The organism is Campylobacter sp. BCW_6465 (assembly GCF_001762815.1).
Taxonomy (GTDB): domain Bacteria; phylum Campylobacterota; class Campylobacteria; order Campylobacterales; family Campylobacteraceae; genus Campylobacter_D; species Campylobacter_D jejuni.
On record NZ_MJXN01000016.1, the window covers coordinates 97407 to 113571 of the forward strand.

A 16165-nucleotide genomic window follows, 5' to 3' on the forward strand; every position below is an offset into this window, starting at 1 on the left:
GATAGAGTTTGAAATTTTTTTTACTGGTATTTTGCTTTGTCAATCTAGCTTTAGCACAAGTTTATAAAGGTGAATTGTATTTTTATCATTTGCAGGATAAAGAAATTTTTGCCATAGTTTATGATAATGCACCTATGACTCCACTTTTTGACAGGGATAAAAATCAAACAAGTTCTAGTTTTTTAATTATTGATGATATAAATGGAAATTTAGAGATTCCGCTCGTTAAGACAAATGATTTTTGGCAGGATGAGCGTAAAAAATATAAAATCAATTCTTCTAAAATGCTTACATATGATAATAAAAATTTTCAAGGAGAAAATTTAGGAACAACTACTTTAGAACTTGTTGAAACGCAAGATGGCATTCGTATAAAGCGTAGTCTTGATTTTATAGGTTTTAATGATGATTTTAAAGAATTTCATCCTGTTCATAAGGGTGTATTTAGTTTTGAACAAATTCGCCAAAAACCTATTTTTTTACAAGATGGAAAAATTAGTTTTGAAGAATGGTATTATTTTTATGAAGATGGTATGAGTCGTGCTATTTTAGAGTTAAATAATTTTGTTTATGATATTAATGCTCACGCATTTGTAAAACTAAATGATTTGTATAATACTGAAAATAAAAAATTTCAAAATCTTTTACATGAGAAGCTTAAAAATACATGTGATGAGTGTTTTGAAGATCTGCAAAATTTACAATTTAATAATAATTTTTTGCTTAATAATGGAAAACTAAAAATTTGTTATCTACCTTTTGAAGGTCATTTTTTAGATGAAAATATTTGCGTAGAATTTAACGAAGATGAGCTTAAGGAATTTAAAAAATAATGGAAAAATTAAAAAATTTTTTAAGTTTGAAAAATATAGAAGATACCCAAATTTATAAAGAGCTTAAGTGTGCTAAAAATGAGGCTTTGATTCTTAGAGAGCTCTGTAGAAATTATGTCGTTTCTATTTCTTCTATCAATGCCTTTACTTTATTATCGACAGTTTTTGGAAATGATAAGTATCTTTATCTTGATGCTTTGGAGGATTTAAAAAAACTTATCGAAAGAGGTTTTGTAAATCAAAATTCGAGTTTTTTTAAAAGTTTAGAAAATAATAAAACTCAAACATTAACTCTTGCCTTATTGCAAAGCGAGCTTAGTCTAAGTGAATATTTTTTAGAATTTTTAGAAGCAAAACCTCGTTTAAACTTTGAGAAACAAGAGGCTTATGCAGATTATTTAGAATATTTAAAAGATGAATTTGTGCGTATTCAATTATACGAAAGATTAAGTTTTATACAAAAAAGTGCTTATAATAGTGAAATAAAAAATCAAATTAAACTTTATGAAAAACATATCAAAGAAAGACTAAAAAAAAGTAAATTTTATAATGTATTGGCTGATATTTTTAAAGAATACAATCTTGAACATAAAGAACAAATTATTTTTCTAGCACTTTTAAAAGAAGAATACGCCTTAAGTAATGAAAGTTCGATTTCTAGAGAAATGAATTCTTTACTTTCTTTAATCAGTGAAAATGATTTAGAAAGGCATAAAAATAAAAAACTATTACAAGAAAATGCTCCTCTTTTAAACTTAATCGAGTATGATGAATATTTAAATGCTTTTGGAGATATTTCTAAAAGTTTTTTTATTATTGATGAAATTTTACAAAGAATTATAAATTTTGAACCAAAACAAAGTAAAAAAATCAAAATTGAAAGTGTTTTAAAAGATCAGGATATTTTTGAGCTTATAGAACCAAGCACTGATATCAATGATATTATTATGCCTGAAAATACAAAAGAGCTTTTAGAAAATATTTTAAAACAACAAGATAAAAAAGTCCTAGAAAGACTTCATTCTTGGGGTATAAAGAGTAATAAAAATATAGAAGCTAAAATTATTTTTTATGGTCCTGCTGGTACTGGAAAAACTATGTCAGCTTTAGCTATGGCTAAATCAATGAAAAAATCTGTTCTTAGTTTTGACTGTTCTAAAATTTTGAGCAAATGGGTTGGAGAGAGTGAGCAAAATGTAAGAAAAATTTTTGATACCTATAAAAATATCGTGCAAACTTGCAAACAAAGTCCTATTTTACTTCTCAATGAAGCCGATCAGTTTTTAAGTACGCGTGTAGATGGAAGTAGTGGTAGCGATAAAATGCATAATCAAATGCAAAATATATTCTTAGAGCAAATTGAGCGTTTTAGCGGTGTGATTATCGCTACGACAAATTTTTTAGAAAGCTTAGATAGTGCATTTTCAAGAAGATTTGATTATAAGATAGAATTTAAAAAACCTGATTTTAAAGATAGGCTTAAAATTTGGGAAAAATTTCTACCTAAAAAAGCATTATTTGAAAAAGATTTTGATATAAATATTTTATCAAATTATGAATTAAGTGGAGCACAAATTTTAATGGTGGTGAAGAATACAGCTTTGAAAGTAGCTGTATCACAAGATGGGGTTTTTAAAATGCAAGATTTTATAGAAAGCATACAAAAAGAATTAAATTCAAGTTTTGATAAAAGTAAGATTGTTGGATTTTAACTTTTTTAATGTTTTTGTATAGCGAACTATAAAATAAAACAAAGCTACAATTAAAGTACTCCATTCCCAAAACATAGGAACTTTTGGAGTTAAAAAATAATGATAACTTGCCAAAACTAAGCTTAAATATCCTAGTTTTCTAATTTTACTAAGTTTTTTAAAGATTTTAAAAGAACTTAAAAGCATTAAAAATATGATTAAAAATGCGATAAATCCACTTACTTCTAATAAACGATGTGAAATATCATCAAAAAGCCTTAAAATTTGAGCATTTCTATCAAAAATAAAATAATTTAAAAAGTGTAAAATCGCCCAAAAAGTTGCAAAAATACCTAAAATTTTAGGATAATTTTTTGTTTTTTTAAATTTAAGCAAAGAAAATAAAAGACTTAAATTTAAAAAGATCAAAGCAAATATTCCGGTGTAAATATAGGCTTCTTTTACAAAATCAAAGGCTTTTATGATATGATAAAAGCCATAGATTAAACTTATGATAAAGCTAAAATAAGCAAGAAATTTAAAGTATTTTGTCTGCATTAAAAATTCACTTTCAAGTCCATGTTTTTATATAAACTTGCTACTTCTTTTTCATAGCCATTAAACATTAAAGTAGGCTTGGTAAAGAAATCTCCTAAAGTCCTCTCGTTAGCTTGAGACCATCTAGGATGAGAGACATTAGGATTGACATTGGCATAAAAACCATATTCGTTTGGAGCGTAACTTTCCCAAGTGGATTTAGGCTGTTCTTTGGTAAATTCTATTTTAACTATGGATTTAATACTTTTAAAGCCATATTTCCAAGGAACAACAAGGCGTATTGGAGCGCCATTTTGAGGCTTTAAGGCTTTTTTATACATTCCTACTGCAAGCAAGGTAAGAGGATGCATAGCTTCATCCATGCGAAGTCCTTCTACATAAGGATAGTCTATAGTTGGAAATAAAGCGTCTTGATCGGGAAATTGACTCTTATCTAAAAGAGTGGTAAATTTAACAAATTTTGCTTTGCTTGTAGGCTTTGCCATTTCAATCAAACGACGCAATTCAAAGCCTACCCAAGGTACCACCATAGACCAAGTTTCAACACAGCGAAAACGATAAATTCTTTCTTCTAGAGGGAATTTTAAAATATCTTCCATGCTTAGAGTTAAAGGTTTTTCTATTTCTCCACTGATATCGATTTTCCAATTTTGAGTGTTGAAATTTTGTGCTAATGATACAGCCTTTTTTTTGTCTGTTGAAAATTCATAAAAATTAACATAATTTGTAGCCAGTTCTTCATCGCTGATTTCAAGTTTGTTTGGATTAGTATCGTTTGTGAAATTTAAAGCAGATAGTTTAGAAGTAAGCACGCTTGAACTTATTAAAGCACCTGCTCCAAGTTTTAAAAAATCTCTTCTTTTTTTATATAAATTCTCAGGAGTTATAATCATAATTTTTCCTTATTAAAAATTTTTATTATTAAAATATAACAAGGATAATGATTATTAAATTTCTTGTAGAATTTTTTCACAAATTTTTCTAGGGTTATTATCTTTATAAATAGGGCGTCCAACTACTATAAAATCGCTTAAATTTTCTCTAGCCATTGTTAAATTAGCGACGCGTTTTTGATCATCATTTTTCTCTCCAAATGGACGAATTCCTGGAGTGAGAGTTAAGAAATTTCTTTGGGTGTGTTCTTTGATGATTTTACTTTCAAAAACAGAGCATACCATACCATCAAGTCTATTTTCATAGGATATTTTTGAAAAATTAATTACAGCTTCTTCGATTTTTTGTCTATAAATACTAAAGAAATTTTCTTCATCAAAACTCGTAAGAGCAGAAACTGCTAAAACTAATGGTCTTTTTGAAAATTTGCTAAGCCGTGTCATAACTTCTTGCATGGCTATTTTTCCAGCACTTGCGTGGATATTGATCATATCAACACCAAGTTTTGATATTTCTTCGCAAGCATCTGCCATAGTGTTGGGAATATCATGAATTTTAAGATCAAGAAATATTTTAAAATCATCAACTTTTTTAAGTTCTTCTATGAATTTAAAACCATCTCTTAAATATGCTCTTAAACCTACTTTTAACCATATGTCTAAATTTTTTAATTCTTTAGCAAGTTGTAAGCATTCTTCTTTTGTAGAAAGATCAAGTGCGACACAAAGCTTCATTTTTTAGCCTTTATTAAGGCATCTAAAACTCCATTTATAAATTTTGGAGAATTGTCATTAGCAAGTTCTTTGGCAAGTTCTATAGCTTCATTGATAACAATGGCACTAGGAGTATCGGTAAAAAGTAACTCATAAGCTCCAAGTCTTAGTATAGCTCTTTCTACATGTCCTAAAGCTGTAATTTGATTATCATTTAGAAATGAATTTAAGGTTTCATCAATATTGTTTAAATTATCTAAAATTCCATGATATAAATTTAAAGTAAAATTTTTTTGTTCATTGCGTATTTTTTTTTCATCTAAAATTTCATCTACAAAAACGTTGTTTTGAGAATTTAATTCAAAAGCATAAAGTAAGGAGATGACGCTTTGGCGAACTTGATGACGCGTTGCCATTAAAGCTCCTTGCTTAAATTTAACATCTCAATTACAGTTGCCATAGCTTCAAAGCCTTTATTACCTGCCTTGCTTCCAGCTCTTTCTATGGCTTGTTCTATTGTATCTGTAGTTAAAACACCAAAGCTTACAGGGATATTATGATTTAAACTCACATTGGCTATGCCTTTGGTAGTTTCTGCTGAAACATAGTCAAAATGCGGAGTTGAGCCACGAATTACTGCACCTACGCAACAAATTGCATCAAATTTTTTGCTTTCTATAGCTTTTTTTAACGCATACGGAAGCTCAAAAGCACCAGGAACAAGTATAAGGCTTAGATTTTCCTCTTTGCCTCCGTGTCTTAAAAAAGCATCTTTTGCTCCTTCTACAAGGCGATCTGTGATGATATGGTTAAATCTTGCATTAATGATAGCAATTTTTGTATTTGAGTCTAAATTTAATTTTCCTTCAATAATATTCATTTGTTTTCCTTTATGATATTTTGTATTTCTAGTAATATATTAACGCAATTTTTAAGGTGTGTAAGATTAAGCATATTAGGTCCATCGCATAAAGCCTCGCAAGGATTAATATGTGTTTCAAAGAAAAAGCCATCTATGCCTACGGCTGCTGCCGCTCTTGCTAAAGGTTCTACAAATTCGCTTTTTCCCCCGCTACTTCCACCTGCAGCCCCTGGCATTTGTACACTATGGGTAGCATCAAAAATAACTGGAGCAAATTCACGCATAATAACTAAAGAACGCATATCTACTACTAGATTTCCATAGCCAAAGCTAGCTCCTCTTTCAGCTACAAAAATACCATTTTTTTGAGCAGCTTCATAGCCTTCATCTTCTATGCCACGGGTTTGTAGAATTTTTTTAACGCTGTATTTGATATCGCTTGGGTTTAAAAATTGTCCTTTTTTGATATTAACTTTTGCCTTAGTTTTTGCTGCGGCTACAAGTAAATCGGTTTGACGACATAAAAAAGCAGGAATTTGCAAGACATTAGCTACTTCACTTACAGGGTTTGCTTGATTGCTTTCGTGTATATCGGTTAAGATTTTCATGCCAAATTCATCTTTTACGCTTTGTAAAATTTTTAATCCTTCTTCAAGACCAGGACCTCTAAAAGAATTAATACTTGTGCGATTGGCCTTATCAAAACTTGATTTGAAATAAAATTCTATATTTGGGTTTTCATTAAAATTTTTTAATTGTTCGGCAACTTTAAAAATCAAATCTTTGCTTTCTATCACACAAGGACCAGCAATGAGTATCATTTTTTTCATTTTTTTCCTTTGTTCTTAACTAAAATTAATCCACCAAAAATAATGCCTATTATACCTAAAAAAACCATAGTACTTGGTAAATTATCTCCTAAAATTATCCCAACTATCATACTAAATACTACATCAAGATAACTAACTCCAGCAACTACTCCTGCTTGTTTAGCGATACCATAAGCTTTAGTGACATGAATTTGATAAATGGTGCCTAAAGTTCCCATAATGGCAATGATAAGCCAAGCTGTAAGACTTGGCATCACAAAAGGTGCTAGAATGAAATCTAAATGTAAAGAATCAAGATGCTGTGGTTCAAAAAATTCAGCACTGATCATAGAAATTAAAGGCATTAAGGTTCCTAAAAGGATAAAAGAAAAGGCAATTTGTTCTGTAGTGTAAGATTTTCTAAGTTCTCTTACACTTGTAAGAGCTAAAGCGGCTAAAAATCCACTCGTGATGCCTATAACTGAATTTTTTAAATCAAAGCCTGAATGATTTAAATTATGAGCCCAAGGCTGAGCGATTAAAAGCACTCCACCAAATGCTATTAAAATTCCTATCCAGCCTTTGATGCCAATATTTTCTTTAAAAACAACAAAAGCTATTAAAGTAATAAAAATAGGAGCGGTTTTTTGAAAAGCAAAAGCTCCGCCTAGTGTAATATTTGAAACATTATAGAAAAACATATATAGTGAAAGCGTGCCTACTACTCCACGAAATACCAAGAGCCAAAAATGTCCCCCTTCTTTATGTGCCTTAGATCGTTTTAAAAGATAGACTATGAAAAAAATTCCTATGATATTTCTAAAAAACATAATTTCTATAGAACTCATTTCCTTGCTAAGAATTTTTGCACAAGCTCCCATAAGTGCAAAATCCAAACATGCTAAAATCATGAAATAAATTCCTAAATTATGCTTGATTACTTTTAGCATTTTTTTTCCTTGACTAAAATCTGGGTTAATTCTAGTCTTTTTTTGCTTAATATTAAGCCAAATTTTATATAATTTTAAAAATATAATTTTCTAGGAAAAAAATGCAAAGCATCATACTTATAGGCAAGCCAAATGTGGGAAAATCAAGTCTTTTTAATAGAATGGCAAGACAAAGAATAGCTATTACAAGTGATATTTCAGGCACAACTAGAGATACAAATAAAACAGAAATTCATATTCATTCAAAAAAAGCCATGCTTATTGATAGTGGGGGGCTTGATGAAAGTGATGAACTTTTTAAAAATGTGAAAAAAAACACTTTAAAAGTAGCTAAAGAAAGCGATATCATACTTTATCTAGTTGATGGGAAATTAGCGCCTGATGATGAGGATAGACAGTTTTTTTATTCTTTAAAAAAACTTGGAAAACCTATAGCCTTAGTGATTAATAAAGTAGATAATAAAAAAGATGAAGAAAGGGCTTGGGAGTTTGCAAATTTTGGCGTAAAGGAAATCTTTAATCTTTCAGCAACTCATAATGTAGGCTTAGATGAACTTTATGAATGGCTTGGAAAATTTTTACATGAAGAGTTTTTAATCCCCGATGAAGAAGAAAATTTAGAAGATTTTTTAGAGCATTATGAAGAAGGAAAAGAATTTCAATTTAAAGAAGTTGATCAAAATCATATCAGAGTGGGTATTGTAGGGCGTGTAAATGTTGGAAAATCAAGTCTTTTAAATGCTTTGGTTAAGCAAGAACGCAGTGTTGTAAGTTCTATCGCAGGAACTACTATAGATCCTGTTAATGAAAGTGTAGTTCATAAAGATAAAGTGATAGAATTTGTTGATACTGCAGGTATTAGAAAAAGGGGTAAAATTCAAGGACTAGAACGCTTTGCACTAAATCGCACGGAAAAAATTTTATCTCATTCTCAAATAGCACTTTTGGTTTTAGATGCGCATGAGGGCTTTAACGAGCTTGATGAACGCATTGCTGGGCTTGTGGCTAAGCATTGTTTGGGTGTGATTATTGTTTTAAATAAATGGGATAAAAGTGAGATGGATTTTGATAAGACTGTAAAAGAATTGCGTCTTGATCGTTTTAAATTTCTAGCTTACGCACCCGTGATTAGTGTATCAGCTTTAAGTGGAAAAAGGGTGCATGTTTTACTCGATAAAATTTTGCAAATTTTTGAAAATTTTACTCAAAAAATCCAAACTTCTAAGCTTAATACCTTGATAGAAAATGCCACAAGAGCACATCCTTTGCCGCATGATTATGGGAAATTGGTTAAAATTTATTATGCAGTACAATATGACTTAGCACCGCCAAAAATTGCACTTATTATGAATCGTCCTAAGGCCTTGCATTTTAGCTACAAGCGTTATTTGCAAAATCAAATCAGAAAAGAATTTAATTTCGAAGGTGTGCCTTTAGTGATCGCTTCGCGTAAAAAGGGCAGTAAAGAAAATGATGAAAGTTAAAAATATCGTTTTTATAGGATTTATGGGTTCTGGAAAAAGCACTTTAGCAAGAGCTTTAGCTAAGGATTTAGATCTTGTTTTTTTAGATAGTGATTTTTTAATAGAACAAAAATTTAATCAAAAAGTCAGTGAAATTTTTGCGCAAAAAGGTGAGAATTTTTTTAGAGAACAAGAGCAAAAAATGGCTGATTTTTTTAGTTCTTGTGAGAAAACTTGTATTGCTACAGGTGGGGGCTTTGTTAATGTTTCAAATTTAGAAAAAGCAGGTTTTTGTATTTATTTAAAAGCAGATTTTGAATATTTAAAAAAGCGTTTAGATGAAAATGAAATTTCTAAAAGACCTTTATTTTATGATGAAATTAAAGCAAAAAAATTATATAATGAGCGTTTAAGCAAGTATGAACAAAAGGCAAATTTTATTTTAAATATAGAAAATAAAAATATAGATGAGCTTTTAAGCGAGATTAAAAAGGTGATAAAATGAGAGTATTAACAGGCCTTCAGCCAAGTGGCGATTTGCATATAGGTAATTATTTTGGTGCGATTAAACAAATGGTAGATGCGCAAGAAAAAAACCAAATGTTTATGTTTATTGCTAATTATCATGCCATGACTTCTTCTCAAGATGGAGAAAAAATTCAACAAAATTCCTTAAAAGCTGCTGCGGCTTTTTTAAGCCTTGGTATAGATCCACAAAAGAGCGTTTTTTGGTTGCAAAGTGATGTTAAGGAAGTTATGGAGCTTTATTGGATTTTATCGCAATTTACTCCTATGGGTTTATTAGAGCGTGCGCATAGTTATAAGGATAAAGTTGCTAAGGGGCTTAGTGCTTCACACGGACTTTTTTCTTATCCTGTTTTAATGGCAGCTGATATTTTACTTTTTGATACACAAATTGTTCCTGTGGGAAAAGATCAAATCCAACATGTTGAAATCGCACGTGATATTGCTTTAAAAGTTAATAATGAATGGGGTGAAATTTTTACCCTTCCAGAGGCTAAAGTTAATGAAGAAGTAGCTGTAGTTGTAGGCACCGATGGGGCAAAAATGAGTAAATCTTATCAAAATACTATAGATATTTTTAGCAGTGAAAAAACCTTAAAAAAACAAATTTCTTCTATAGTTACAGATAGCACCGCTTTAGAAGATCCAAAAGATCATGAAAACTGCAATATTTTTAAAATCGCAAAGCTTTTTTTAGATGAATCAGGGCAAAAAGAATTACAAATACGCTATGAAAAAGGTGGTGAGGGTTATGGACATTTTAAAATGTATTTAAACGAGCTTGTAAATGCTTATTTTAAAGAAGCAAGAGAAAAATATAATGAGCTTTTAGAAAAGCCTTCGCATTTGAAAGAAATTTTGGATTTTGGTGCGACAAAAGCAAGAAAAATCGCCCAAGAAAAAATGCAAAAAATTTATGAAAAAATCGGACTTTAAGGAGTAGAAAATGCTAGATTTAAAAAATTTGCAAAATAATTTTGATGAAGTGGCTAAAAAGTTAAAAAATAAAAAAGTTGATGAAAATATCTTAAAAAAACTTGCTGAACTTTTTGCAAGTTTAAAAAAAGAAAAAACAGCTTTAGAAGAATTTCAAGCTTTTCAAAATAAATTCAGTAAAGAACTTGCTACAACCGAAGATAAAGAAAGTTTAAAAGCAAAATTAAGCGAAAATAAAAGTAAAATTAATGAGCAAAGCGCTAAAGTAAATGCTTTAGAAAATGAGCTTGAAGAAATCGCTCATGCCATCCCAAATATCCCTGATGAATGTGTGCCTGTGGGTGAAGACGAAGATGAAAATGTGGAGCTTAAAGAAGTTTTAAATCCACCTAGCTTTGATTTTACTCCAAAAGAACATTTTGAATTAGGTGAGAGTTTAAATTGGCTTGATTTTGTGCGTGGGGTAAAAATTTCACAAAGTCGTTTTTGTGTGCTTAAAAACGAAGGAGCTTTATTAAGCCGCGCTTTGGTAAATTATATGATAGATTTTAATAGAAGTCGTGGATTTGAATTTGTTAATGTGCCTTTTTTGGTAAATGGTGCTACTATGTTTGGGACAGGTCAGTTGCCAAAATTTAAAGAAGATATGTATAAGGTAGATGATGAGGATTTGTATTTGATCTCAACTTCTGAAATTCCAGTAACCAATCTTTATAGTGGAGAAATTTTAGCGAGTGAAACTTTACCGATAAAAATGACTTGTTATAGCGCTTGTTTTAGAAAAGAAGCAGGCAGTGCAGGGCGTGATACAAGAGGTATTATAAGACAACACCAGTTTGAAAAAGTAGAGCTTGTAAGTATTACTAAACCTGAGCAAAGTGATAGCGTGTTTAATGAAATGCTTGAGTGTGCAAGTGATTTGCTGAGTTCTTTAGGTTTAGCGCATAGACATTTGATGCTTTGCACTGGAGATTTGGGTTTTAGTGCAGCAAAAACTGTGGATCTTGAAGTGTGGCTTCCAGGACAAAATAAATATCGTGAGATCAGCTCGGTTTCAAATTGTCGTGATTTTCAAGCAAGACGTGCTAAAATTCGCTATAAAAATGAACAAGGAAAAAATGAACTCGTTCACACTCTTAATGGCTCATCTTTGGCAGTAGGAAGAACCTTGGTAGCGATTATGGAAAATTATCAAGACAAAGAAGGAAAAATTCATATTCCTGATGCTTTGAAAAAATATTTTTAAAGAGTATAGATGGCTGAACAAGAAGATATAATACTAGAAAAACCCGAAGATGGCTTAAATCAACCAAGACTTGATGAGAGTTTAGAGGGATTTAAAGGGCAAGAGGGGCAAGCTCCAGAAGATGAAGAATTTGCATCATTGCCAGAAGAATTACCTCAAGAAAATAGTGATAGTGGTTTTAAATTTACAAGAGAAAGTGCGCCTGAAGATGTATTAACTTTTGAAGAAGTTGAAAGTCAAGAGCCTACGCCTTGGTATAAAGATCGTAAGTTTATGTCTCTTGTGGGTTTATCTTTGGGGATTATTTGTATTTTAGTTTTTACACTTTTTTATTTAACTTTTAGTGAAGGAAAAATTAAACCAGATATTATAGCTTCTAAGCCTTTAGAACAACCTGTTGTTATGCCTGATGAATCATATAAATACAATGATATGCAAAGAATTGATGGTATGATCCAAAAAGCAAATGCTTTATATTTAAAGGGTGAGGTTGAACAGGCTTTAAAAGTTTATGAGCAAGTTGCCGTATATAACGAATCTTTATCTAATTATAATTTAGGCGTTTCTCAAATGAATGAGAATAAATTCCAAGAAGCTTTTGAAAGCTTCAAGAAAGCTATAGCCAATGGAGAAAATCAAAGTGTAGCTGCTATCAATGCTGCTGTTTGTGCTTTAAAGCTTAATGATAAGGAAAAATTTAGATATTATATTGATTTAGCTCAAGTGTATCTTCCAAAAGAAGGAAAATCAAAATTATATGATTATTATTTAAGCTTGATTAATTATTACAAAGGATATTACCCTGAGGCTTTACAAATGTTACAAAGAACAGATGTGGAGCCGTATTCTGATGTTGCAAAGTATTTGTCTGCTAAAATTTATGCAAAAATGGACTTTGATTCCAAGGCTATACAGCAATTAAATTCTCAAGGCAATTTTGAATCTAGTTTATCTTTAGGTCTTTTATACGCTAGAATAGGAGAATATGCTAAAGCTAAAGTCGCTTTAAGTACAGCGATGAAAATTGAAAGAGATTTTAATCAAAGTTTGGCGGCTTTAACATTGGTTGATATTAAAACAGGAAATTATCAAGATATGTTAGCGCGCTTGCAAAATTCTTATGATAATGATAAAGATAGATATAAGATTTTAGATGCTTATAAAATTCAAGTTCGTTTAAATAAGGATCTTTTTAATATAGCAGTTGCTCAAAATTCTTTTTCAAAAGATTTGTTAAAAAAACAAAAAGATCAATTCGATTTGCTTTTTTATTTTGCGCCTTATCAAGTTTTTGATAGTAAGCAGGCTGCTTTATATATTAAAAAAGCTAATGTTACAGATTTCGTTGATGATAGTGCTGATGCGGGAGTTTATCTTAATACAAGCAAGGCTCTTTCATCTACCAATGTAAAAATTGCCAATATTATTAACTATGCATTAAATCAGAAGTTACGCCTTGCTAACCAAGAATTTCAAAAACTTATCAAGGATTATCCAGAACATAGTATTTTACATTATAATTTGGCTTTAACTTATGCCCAAATGCAAAATTATGAACTTGCTTATAAGCATTTTTCAAGTTCATATCATCTTAATCCTAAAAATTACTTAGCAGGTGCTTTTGCTATGTTTTGTGCAAAATTAATTGATATTGATACAACTAAACTTTACAATGAAATTCTTGATAATATAGCTGCTGATTCTAATTTTAAAGCTAATATGCAAAAAAGTATGTTATTTTTAGTTAATAATAATTATATTTCTATGCTTCCTTATTTAGATGAAGCAAAAAAAGATACGCCTTTGAGTTTGATTTTTGAAGCTATTGTTGCTAAAAATAATAACCTTAATAATCAAGTAGATGTGAAAATTGCTAAATTGCGTTCAGAGTTGCCTGAAGATATTTTGACAAATATTTTGTATTTTAATTCTTTAAATTCAAATTTAAATATTAAAGAATATGCTCAAAATGCTCAAATTCATTTTAAAAATTTAAAACTTGATTATCGTAGTGTTTTTGGTGGGCCAAATATAGCTAGGGAATTTTATGTTAATTTAATGCATATTGCAGGGCTTTTAAATTTAGAAAGACAGAAATTTAAAGAGTTGATTAATGTTTCAGGAGCAAAAGATGAGGGTATTTTGCAAACTTTAGCTTATTTGGATATTTTTGCACAGCAATACGAGGAGGCTTATGCGCTTTACAATTCTTTGATTGATGATTATGGAGCTAAAGATACTAAAACTTTATTTTTAGCAGCCGTAGCAGCCGTAGGTGCAAATAATCCAAATTCAGCTATAGCGCTTTTGCAGCTTTCTAAACTTACAGATAAAAATAACAAAGAAAGTAAAGCAGCTCTTGGTATGTTGTATCAAGAAGTAAAGAACTATGAAGCTGCGATATCTCAGTATAAAACTTTACCTAATAATTTTAAGAGTGAATTTTTTACTTTTGATATTAATAACAACTAAAAATGCTTAGAACTTTCTAAGCATTTTTAGTTAAGCTTGAAGATCTAGAGTTTTTCCGCCTAGTTCATCAATGCGATCGCTAACTTTTTTAAGTGCCGCATCTATTGTATCTTGACTGATTTGAGGAAGTTCTCCACCCCACATTTTTTCTGCTTGCTCAAATCCTTTTTTCATACCTTCAAGACCTTTTTTCAATTTTTCAACATCGTCGCCACCGCCTTTAATAACAAAATCCGCGATGCGATTGGCTGTATTTTCCACTCCAAAAAAACCATCTTCACTTACAAGTTGTTGAAGTTCATCTGTATTCATATCAAGTGGATTTTTGCCACTGTAGCCTAAGGATGCAAAATCAATATTTGTAAGTATAGATTTCGCAGTATCTAAATTGGTACCATTTAAAAGACTATCTAGTCCAGTTTGGGCATTGCTCGAACCTATTACAGCATTCATTGTTTGCTGTTGAAACTGAACTAGGTAAATTTGTGTAATGCCCTTTCCATCAAGTGCATTTAATTTTTCAAGGGTATTTTTATCTACATCCTTGCTAGAATTAGCACTTTGAACATTTTTGTCTTTTGTGTTTTCCTTAGCATCATCTGCCTTCTTATTGCTAACTTGTGTTTGTGCCATGCTAGCGATATTTGAAAAAGTATTCACTTGCATATTTGCTCCTTTGTGTGAGGCTTTAATTTATATCGACTTTTGACTTAAAAAATTTATAAGGACATTAAATTCCTTATTTTCAAAGGAATTTAATGTTTTATTGTAGATAATAAGCAATTTGCTCTTTATTGAGAATGCGGATAAGATTGCTAGTACCTTCTACTCCTGTTGGAAAGCCTGCAGTTAGAAGATAGCATTTGTCTTCATCCATAAAACCTTTTTCAACACTTGATCTTACAGAGTCTTTTAATAATTCTGTAAGTTCATTACTTTTGTTAACCAAGATCGCAGGATTAACTCCCCAAACTATACTTAAAGAGTTTAAGGTTTTTTCAGAATGCCCTACTGCTATGATTTCTATATTTGGACGATATCTTGCAATCTTAATAGCAGATTTTCCGCTACTTGTTAAAGAAAAAATAGCATCAGCGTTAAGATCTGTTGCAAGATGAGCTGAAGAACGCATGATTTTATCTGTATTGTCTAAATCATTAAAATCATTAAATTTGTTATATGGATAGCGTTTTTCTGTTTCTATTATAGTTTGGCACATTATATCAACAGCGTTTGCAGGATCTATACCAACGGCGCTTTCTTCACTTAGCATTACTGCATCTGTTCCATCTAAAACAGCATTTGCAACATCTGAAATTTCAGCTCTTGTGGCGGTTTTGCTTTTGGCTAATGAAAAAAGCATCTGAGTTGCAGTAATAACAGGCTTAGAGGCATTGTTTGCTTTTTGTATAATTTCTTTTTGGATATTAGGAACTTTATAATAAGGTACCTCAATACCTAAGTCTCCTCTTGCAACCATTATACCATCGCTAGATTTAATAATCTCATCAATATTTTCTACTGCATCAAATTTTTCAATTTTTGCAAAAATAGATATTTTTGCGTTATTTTGTGCTAAAATTTCACGAACTTCATCAATATCGTGTGCATTTTGTACGAAAGATATTGCTAAAAAATCTACTTCATTTTTTATACCCCAAAGTAAATCATTTTTATCTTTTTGTGTAATAACATCAATATTGATTTTAGTATTCGGAAAATTAATACCTTTATTTGAGTTTAAAAAACCATCATTTTCTATAATGGTTTCAATTTTTTGATTATCTATGCTTACTACTTTAGCACGAATTGATCCATCATATAGATAAATATATTCATCAATTTTTAACATATCTAAAATGGATTTTTGATTGATGCTGATTTTATAATGATTTTGAGCAATCTTCTCCCCTAAAATTGTTTCACGATAAAAATCAAGTCTATCACCCTTTTTTAATTCAAATGGTTCTTTAAGTTCGCCTGTACGAATTTTAGGACCACTAATGTCTTGTAAAATTCCAATACGAGTATGCAATTCTTTAGCTACTCTTCTTATGGTATCTAAGTTTTTTTTATGATACTCATGTGTTCCATGAGAAAAGTTTAAACGGAAAACATTTACACCATTGATAATCATTTGGCGTAGAATTTCTTCCTTTTCACTTGCTGGACCTACTGTGGCTACAATTTTTGTTTTTTTAAGCATGGTAAAC

At 30.4% G+C, this 16165-nt stretch carries 15 protein-coding genes and 1 pseudogene; 7 read left to right on the top strand and 9 right to left on the bottom strand.

The features are described 5' to 3' along the window. Positions 1 to 8 precede the first annotated feature (8 nt). The gene (locus tag AJ886_RS01255; RefSeq protein WP_044778512.1) at positions 9 to 833 is read left to right on the top strand and encodes a hypothetical protein; all 825 of its coding nucleotides are present in this window, start codon (positions 9 to 11) and stop codon (positions 831 to 833) included. Continuing rightward, positions 833 to 2545: an AAA family ATPase gene (locus tag AJ886_RS01260; protein WP_044778513.1), complete on the top strand. Its 1713-nt coding sequence runs from the start codon at positions 833 to 835 to the stop codon at positions 2543 to 2545. Before AJ886_RS01255 ends, AJ886_RS01260 begins: the two co-directional genes overlap by 1 nt. Here the strand turns inward: AJ886_RS01260 and AJ886_RS01265 are convergent. The 7 genes and pseudogenes from AJ886_RS01265 to AJ886_RS01295 form a co-directional block, all read right to left on the bottom strand. Next, positions 2510 to 3082: a ferric reductase-like transmembrane domain-containing protein gene (locus AJ886_RS01265; RefSeq protein WP_044778515.1), complete on the bottom strand. Its 573-nt coding sequence runs from the start codon at positions 3080 to 3082 to the stop codon at positions 2510 to 2512. The two genes, AJ886_RS01260 and AJ886_RS01265, sit on opposite strands and share 36 nt — an antisense overlap. Further along, positions 3082 to 3975: a protein-methionine-sulfoxide reductase catalytic subunit MsrP gene (gene msrP / locus AJ886_RS01270; RefSeq protein ID WP_044778516.1), complete on the bottom strand. Its 894-nt coding sequence runs from the start codon at positions 3973 to 3975 to the stop codon at positions 3082 to 3084. The genes AJ886_RS01265 and msrP overlap by 1 nt, the downstream gene beginning before the upstream one ends. Positions 3976 to 4032: 57 nt before the next feature. Continuing rightward, positions 4033 to 4710 (bottom strand): annotated as a pseudogene (gene pyrF / locus AJ886_RS01275) (orotidine-5'-phosphate decarboxylase); the annotation flags it as partial. Beyond that, positions 4707 to 5105, bottom strand: a complete 399-nt coding sequence (nusB, locus tag AJ886_RS01280; protein WP_002854405.1) for a transcription antitermination factor NusB — start codon at positions 5103 to 5105, stop codon at positions 4707 to 4709. The gene nusB and the pseudogene pyrF, both read right to left, overlap by 4 nt. Further along, the gene (ribE, locus tag AJ886_RS01285) at positions 5105 to 5569 is read right to left on the bottom strand and encodes a 6,7-dimethyl-8-ribityllumazine synthase (RefSeq protein WP_002870785.1); all 465 of its coding nucleotides are present in this window, start codon (positions 5567 to 5569) and stop codon (positions 5105 to 5107) included. The genes nusB and ribE overlap by 1 nt, the downstream gene beginning before the upstream one ends. Further along, a complete protein-coding gene (kdsA, locus tag AJ886_RS01290; RefSeq protein WP_070287035.1) occupies positions 5566 to 6381 on the bottom strand; it encodes a 3-deoxy-8-phosphooctulonate synthase in 816 nt (271 codons plus the stop codon). Before kdsA ends, ribE begins: the two co-directional genes overlap by 4 nt. Continuing rightward, on the bottom strand, positions 6378 to 7310 hold the full coding sequence (locus AJ886_RS01295) for a DMT family transporter (RefSeq protein ID WP_002877515.1): 933 nt from the start codon (positions 7308 to 7310) through the stop codon (positions 6378 to 6380). The genes kdsA and AJ886_RS01295 overlap by 4 nt, the downstream gene beginning before the upstream one ends. Before the next feature lie 101 nt (positions 7311 to 7411). Here AJ886_RS01295 and der point away from each other — a divergent pair, with 101 nt between their 5' ends. From der to pflB, 5 genes are read left to right on the top strand one after another with little or no spacing between them, the layout of a single operon-like run. Continuing rightward, positions 7412 to 8794, top strand: a complete 1383-nt coding sequence (der, locus tag AJ886_RS01300; protein ID WP_070240028.1) for a ribosome biogenesis GTPase Der — start codon at positions 7412 to 7414, stop codon at positions 8792 to 8794. Further along, a complete protein-coding gene (locus tag AJ886_RS01305; RefSeq protein ID WP_079860877.1) occupies positions 8781 to 9278 on the top strand; it encodes a shikimate kinase in 498 nt (165 codons plus the stop codon). Before der ends, AJ886_RS01305 begins: the two co-directional genes overlap by 14 nt. Beyond that, on the top strand, positions 9275 to 10234 hold the full coding sequence (gene trpS / locus AJ886_RS01310) for a tryptophan--tRNA ligase (protein ID WP_002861146.1): 960 nt from the start codon (positions 9275 to 9277) through the stop codon (positions 10232 to 10234). The genes AJ886_RS01305 and trpS overlap by 4 nt, the downstream gene beginning before the upstream one ends. A 10-nt stretch (positions 10235 to 10244) precedes the next feature. Continuing rightward, a complete protein-coding gene (gene serS, locus AJ886_RS01315; RefSeq protein WP_002861147.1) occupies positions 10245 to 11480 on the top strand; it encodes a serine--tRNA ligase in 1236 nt (411 codons plus the stop codon). 9 nt (positions 11481 to 11489) lie between these two features. Continuing rightward, positions 11490 to 13952 (top strand): motility protein PflB, encoded by a 2463-nt coding sequence (pflB, locus tag AJ886_RS01320; RefSeq protein WP_070240034.1) that lies wholly within the window; start codon positions 11490 to 11492, stop codon positions 13950 to 13952. A 30-nt stretch (positions 13953 to 13982) separates the two neighbouring features. Here pflB and AJ886_RS01325 read toward each other — a convergent pair whose 3' ends face one another. Then, on the bottom strand, positions 13983 to 14618 hold the full coding sequence (locus AJ886_RS01325; protein WP_070287036.1) for a hypothetical protein: 636 nt from the start codon (positions 14616 to 14618) through the stop codon (positions 13983 to 13985). Positions 14619 to 14715: 97 nt separating this feature from the next. After that, entirely contained in the window at positions 14716 to 16158 is a 1443-nt protein-coding gene (gene pyk, locus AJ886_RS01330) for a pyruvate kinase (protein ID WP_002865887.1), read from the bottom strand. Positions 16159 to 16165: the final 7 nt, after the last annotated feature.